Source organism: Sulfurimonas sp., from assembly GCF_027056685.1.
Classification (GTDB): Bacteria; Campylobacterota; Campylobacteria; order Campylobacterales; family Sulfurimonadaceae; genus Sulfurimonas.
Genome location: NZ_JALUKE010000062.1, coordinates 1 through 4,993, shown reverse-complemented (window position 1 = coordinate 4,993; position 4,993 = coordinate 1). Strand labels below are relative to the sequence as shown.

Annotated in this window: 6 protein-coding genes; 5 read left to right on the top strand and 1 reads right to left on the bottom strand. The window is 34.6% G+C overall.

Features of this window, described 5'->3' with window-relative positions:
- Positions 1-905: aminotransferase class V-fold PLP-dependent enzyme (locus MVY38_RS02410; protein WP_297483205.1), on the bottom strand; the 905-nt coding region annotated here is incomplete at its 3' end.
- A 172-nt stretch (positions 906-1,077) separates the two neighbouring features.
- Here MVY38_RS02410 and MVY38_RS02405 point away from each other — a divergent pair.
- The 5 genes from MVY38_RS02405 to MVY38_RS02385 form a co-directional block, all read left to right on the top strand.
- Positions 1,078-1,581 (top strand): hypothetical protein, encoded by a 504-nt coding sequence (locus tag MVY38_RS02405; protein ID WP_297483202.1) that lies wholly within the window; start codon positions 1,078-1,080, stop codon positions 1,579-1,581.
- 63 nt (positions 1,582-1,644) lie between these two features.
- Positions 1,645-2,904, top strand: a complete 1,260-nt coding sequence (locus MVY38_RS02400; RefSeq protein WP_297483199.1) for a 3-isopropylmalate dehydratase large subunit — start codon at positions 1,645-1,647, stop codon at positions 2,902-2,904.
- Positions 2,905-2,999: 95 nt separating this feature from the next.
- Positions 3,000-4,220: an OmpA family protein gene (locus MVY38_RS02395; RefSeq protein WP_297483197.1), complete on the top strand. Its 1,221-nt coding sequence runs from the start codon at positions 3,000-3,002 to the stop codon at positions 4,218-4,220.
- On the top strand, positions 4,220-4,807 hold the full coding sequence (gene mobA / locus MVY38_RS02390) for a molybdenum cofactor guanylyltransferase MobA (protein WP_297483194.1): 588 nt from the start codon (positions 4,220-4,222) through the stop codon (positions 4,805-4,807). The genes MVY38_RS02395 and mobA overlap by 1 nt, the downstream gene beginning before the upstream one ends.
- A 37-nt stretch (positions 4,808-4,844) precedes the next feature.
- Positions 4,845-4,993 (top strand): cyclic pyranopterin monophosphate synthase MoaC (locus MVY38_RS02385; RefSeq protein ID WP_297483209.1); only part of this gene is annotated, 149 nt, incomplete at its 3' end.

Here is a 4,993-nt window from a genome sequence, read left to right as displayed (position 1 = left end):
CGAATAGAGATAAGAATAGTATTTGGTGTACGATTTTCACGATTACCTACTACAAAAGTATCACTAAGCTCTAAAAGTGCATCTTCAAGTCTATCTCGTTTTGCTCTAATTTTTGCCGTAGTCTCATCAATATTTGCTGTTGCAAGTTCAATAGCTTTTCCCATACCAACAATATAAGGTACATTTAGAGTACCACTTCTTCTATGTCCCATCTGTTCACCACCATGAAGGAGTGGAGATAGTTCCTGAGAGTTTTTGATATAGAGTGCACCTACACCTTTTGGTCCATGGAATTTATGTGCTGACATTGATACAAAATCAACATGCACATCTTGTAAATCAACTGGGATTTTTCCAACTGCCTGTACACCATCAGAGTGAAAAAGCACACCATTTTGCTTACAAATTTCGCCAATCTCTTTAATAGGAAAAATCATACCTGTCTCATTACTTGCCCACATTACAGAGACTAAAGCTGTTTTGTTTGTAATAAAACTTTTTACAACATGAGGTTCTACAACTCCTTGATCATTTACAGGAAGATAAGTAACTTTTACACCCTGCTCCTCTAGCCATCTACAAGTAGAAAGAATAGATGGATGTTCCACCTCTGTTGTAATGATGTGGTCTTTTTCGCCATTTACAATATAGTCATTAAATACTGATTTTAATACCCAGTTATTTGACTCTGTTGCACATGATGTAAAGATGATGTCATCATCATCACTTGCGTTTAAAGCAGTATAAACTTGATCTATTGCTTTTCTGATATAAGGATGTGTTGCTGTTCCAAATTTGTGAAGTGAACTTGGATTTCCATACATTTGACTAAAAAACGGTTGCATGACTTCCACTACTTGTGGATCACACATTGTAGTAGCGTTATTATCTAAATAAACTTGCATATTTTTCCCTTTTATTTTAAATAAGACTATTTTTGTCTTCTTTTACTTTTGACATCATAATAGTTTTGACATTATGATTTGCTTAAGCCAAACTGAGTTTATAGATCATTTAAGAATTAAAACAGTTCTTCTCTAAATAATGTTATAATGAAAGAAATAAGGAAAATAAATAATGTGTAATTTTAATAACCAAAGTGACGATACAAAATTAGTCGTTCATCTTTTTATGCAAAAAGCAGCAAAAAATATTGGAGGAATTAATTTTTTACTAGCACTCATAGAAGCTCTTCGTGCGAAAAAGCCCAATCCACTTATGCAAAAGAACTGTCAAGTCGCTTCAAACAATACTATTATAAAATGGAATAAAGTCGTTTTTAAAGATAAAACAGACATTATAGAAAAAATTTTAATAGCGCATAGAGAATCTCAAGAGAAAGATTTTAATATCCTGAATGAAGAAAACATAAAAACGAGAAAAAATATACTCAATATGGTAAGAACACTTACCCCATTAGAATTTGTTGTAACACCGCAAAATCCTAATGATGGTGAAGGCTTTAGCTTTGGCGTTTTTGATACTGTTAGTGAAGATGTTGTAAAATTTAATCCAATATTTATTGCCCTCTTTTTCTGTTCTACTGCGTTTACAAAAAGTGCTATAAAATACGAAGAGTAATAAACTTTAAATCTCTTATGCTATAATCGCAACATTATTTATACTATTAAGAGGTTCATAATTATGGCTCAAACTATAACAGAAAAAATATTTTCCGAGCATGTCGGTAAAAAAGTATATGCAGGCGAAATCGTCCGTTCTCCTATTGATATGGTTATCGGGAATGATATTACAACACCTATTTCCATAAAAGCATTTGAAGATAGTGGTGCAGAGAAACTTGCAAATCCTGATGGATTTTCCATTGTTCTTGATCACTTCATTCCTGCAAAAGATATAGCTTCAGCAAATCAAGCAAGAATTAGCCGTGACTTTGCAAAAAAACATAATCTTAAAAACTTTTTTGATGAAAAAGATATGGGAATTGAACATGCACTTTTACCAGAAAAAGGGCTTGTTGTTCCTGGTGATGTCATCATCGGTGCAGACTCTCACACTTGTACACATGGTGCTTTGGGTGCATTCTCTACAGGTATGGGTTCAACTGACCTTGCATTTGCTATGATTAGTGGAGGCAACTGGTTTAAAGTTCCTGAATCTATTAAAGTAATCCTTTCAGGAAAACCTGGTAAATATACAACAGGAAAAGACATCATTTTAGAAATCATTCGTATGATTGGTGTTGATGGAGCGCTTTATAGAACTTTAGAGTTTACAGGTAGCACCATAGAGTACCTCAATATGGATGATAGATTTTCAATGTGTAATATGGCAATTGAAGCAGGTGCAAAAAATGGTATTGTTGCCGTTGATGACATTACAAAAGAGTTCTTAGCAGACAAAAATTTAGCACGAGAGCCAAAAATTCACTACTCTGATGAAGACGCAAACTATGTAGAAATTTTAGAGATAGATGTTGCAAATCTTGATCCTGTTATTGCATACCCATTTTTACCATCTAATGGGCACTCTGTTGTACAAGCTGTTGCAGATAAAATCAAAATAGATCAAGCTTTCATTGGAAGCTGTACAAATGGCCGTTTAGGTGATTTAAAAGTAGCTGCAGAGATTTTAAAAGGAAAAAAAGTACACCCTGATGTGCGTTTAATTGTCACTCCAGGAACACAAAAAATCCTTCGTGAAGCAAACCATTTAGGCTATATTGACATCATTGTTGAGGCTGGTGGCGTTGTTAGTAATCCAACATGTGGTGCTTGTCTTGGTGGCTATATGGGAATACTTGGAGATAATGAGGTAGCCGTTTCAACTACAAATAGAAACTTTGTAGGTCGTATGGGAAGTCGCTCCTCTAAAGTCTATCTTGCAAATTCAGCAGTCGCTGCAATCTCTGCAATTACAGGCTATATTACAGATCCGAGATAAACTAATTTTAATATTTAAGAATTAAATATTATTATTTTAGTTAAAATACTCGGTTACAAACTAAAGTAAAACTAATTTCAACAAAGGATAAAAAAATGAAAAAATTACTACTCGTTCCAGCATTATTACTAGGGACACTTGCATCTGCAGACAACTACAAATATGAGCTTTCACCAATGATAGGCTATAACATTGCAGAGGGAAATCTTGGCATTGACAATAATGGATACCTCACTGGTGGATTAGAGTTCCAAATAAACTCTGCTGATTCTAAAATCAGTCCTGAATTTTCTCTCTACTATGCTCCTAATGTAGATTATTCAGTAAGTGGAAATACAAATGTTCTTCGCGGTGCATTTAATGGTGTTTACACTTACAACAAAGGAAAGACCATTACACCTTTTGCTAAAGCTGGTCTTGGAATAGAGAGCTTTACAACAAATAAATACAACAATGATGATCGCCTTTTCTTTGATGCAGGTGTTGGTGCAAAAATCAATTTTACAGATAATTTAGCACTAAAATTAGAGGCTATTTATATGCTCAAACCTACTGCATCGCATGCAGGAAATGCAGATAGTAATCTTATGACATTAGTAGGACTTACATACTCTTTTGGTGCACAAGCGCAAAAAGAAGAACCTGTAGCAGTTGTAGAAGAGCAAACTGCAGCAGTAGTTGTTGCACCATTAGCTGTTGACAGCGATGGAGATGGAATTATTGATGCAAATGACAAATGTCCAAATACACCAGACAATACAACTGTTGATATTACAGGATGTCCTGTTGCTCAAGATGCCGATCATGATGGTGTACTTGATTCACATGACAAATGTCTCAATACTCCTGCAGGAGCACAAGTTAATGCAAACGGATGTAAAGTAAACCCAGATATGGACAATGATGGTGTTTTAAACGCTAAAGATATATGTCCAAATACACCGGCAAACACTGCAGTAGATGAAAATGGATGTCCAACAACAGTCGCATTAGATATTCAATTTAAAAACAACTCATATAAAGTAAATGCTGCCTCATTTACTAACCTCGACAAATACGCAGCATTTTTGAAAAAATATCCAAACTATAACGCTAAAATAGTAGGCTATACAGATAACAGAGGTGCAGCATCTTACAATCAGCGTCTTTCAGAAAAAAGAGCAAAAGAAGTTGTAAAAATGTTAGAAGCAAGAGGTGTAAGTAGTTCTCAACTCTCAGCAAAAGGGATGGGTGAAGCTAATCCAATTGCCAACAATGCAACTGCAGCTGGTCGCGCACAAAATCGCCGAATTGAAGCAAAACTTACTCACAAGTAATGATAGAAATTCCCTGCGTAATCTTTGCAGGTGGCAAGAGTAGCAGAATGGGAGAAGACAAAGCACTTCTCCCTTTTGCAGGCTTTAACACACTAACACACTACCAACATAACAGACTCTCAAAAATTTTTAAAAATGTTTATATCTCTTGTAAAGAGTGTTCTAAATTTGATTTTGAAGCAAATTTTATAGAAGATATGAAAGAGAATACAGTTTTTGCACCAACTCTTGGTTTTATCACTGCATTTAAGCATTTAGAGAGTGATAGATTTTTTGCACTCAGCGTTGATACTCCTTTTATTAGCAAAAAAGAGATAGAAGCTTTAGTGAACGCAGACAATAACTCATTTGATGCTACAATTGCAAAAACAGATGAAGGTATACAGCCTCTTTGTGGCATTTATCATAACTCTTTAAAGAGTTCTTTTGAAACCATGCTTAAAGAGAACAACCATAAGCTTGGACTACTCCTCAAAAATTCCCATACAAATTATTGTCACTTTTCTCAAACGCAGCCCTTTTTAAATCTTAACCACCCTCAGCAGTATCAAGAAGCTCTTAAAATTATAAAGAATTCTTTGCTATAATAAGGCAAAATTAATTTTATAATACAAAAGAGCATATATGAATTTAACACATTTAGATGAGAACCAGCGTCCTAAAATGGTCGATGTGAGTGACAAGAGCAATACAACAAGAGTCGCAGTAGCAAGTGGAATTATACAAATGAGTCAAGATGCTTATGATGCAATCGTAAGTGAAAAGACGAAAAA

Coding starts and splice junctions, on each gene's coding strand:
- MVY38_RS02405 (WP_297483202.1), top strand. CDS start 1,078: ATGTGTAATTTTAATAACCAAAGTGACGATACAAAATTAGTCGTTCAT.
- MVY38_RS02400 (WP_297483199.1), top strand. CDS start 1,645: ATGGCTCAAACTATAACAGAAAAAATATTTTCCGAGCATGTCGGTAAA.
- MVY38_RS02395 (WP_297483197.1), top strand. CDS start 3,000: ATGAAAAAATTACTACTCGTTCCAGCATTATTACTAGGGACACTTGCA.
- mobA (WP_297483194.1), top strand. CDS start 4,220: ATGATAGAAATTCCCTGCGTAATCTTTGCAGGTGGCAAGAGTAGCAGA.